The organism is Carboxylicivirga caseinilyticus (assembly GCF_050589785.1).
Classification (GTDB): domain Bacteria; phylum Bacteroidota; class Bacteroidia; order Bacteroidales; family Marinilabiliaceae; genus Carboxylicivirga; species Carboxylicivirga caseinilyticus.
Genome location: NZ_JBNGOX010000126.1, coordinates 1 through 414, shown reverse-complemented (window position 1 = coordinate 414; position 414 = coordinate 1). Strand labels below are relative to the sequence as shown.

Below are 414 nucleotides of genomic sequence, written 5' to 3'. Positions count from 1 at the left end.
CGTGTTGCCGACAACCGGGTAGAAATAGCTGACTATGGGGATTGATAAGAATGATGGAAGGGTATTAAATGATTAGCTCTTCTAAGCCTATGATTATTTTAGGGTAGTTAGTCAGGATACTGTATTGTTTTTAATGCTTTTAGTATATTTCAATCGCTCTCCATCTAGGTTAAGACATAATAATATCATTCACCTTTCGGTGTTATTTGAGTGTGAGGTGCGGAAGCAATTCAAGAGGTGGTGGACCACGGGCATCAAAAGATAAGATAGTGATCAGTTGACCTTTTCCACACAAATAGCAAACTCGGTGTTTTACAGCTGGCCTGAATGAAATCCGAGCTTTGCCGATTTGTAGTTCTACTACATCACGCACCTTTTGCTTGATAGCTGAAGATAATATTCCATAATGCCGTA

Annotated in this window: 1 pseudogene; it reads right to left on the bottom strand. The window is 39.4% G+C overall.

Annotation, left to right across the window (positions count from 1 at the left end):
- Positions 1-202 precede the first annotated feature (202 nt).
- Positions 203-414 (bottom strand): annotated as a pseudogene (locus ACRD62_RS22505) (hypothetical protein); the annotation flags it as partial.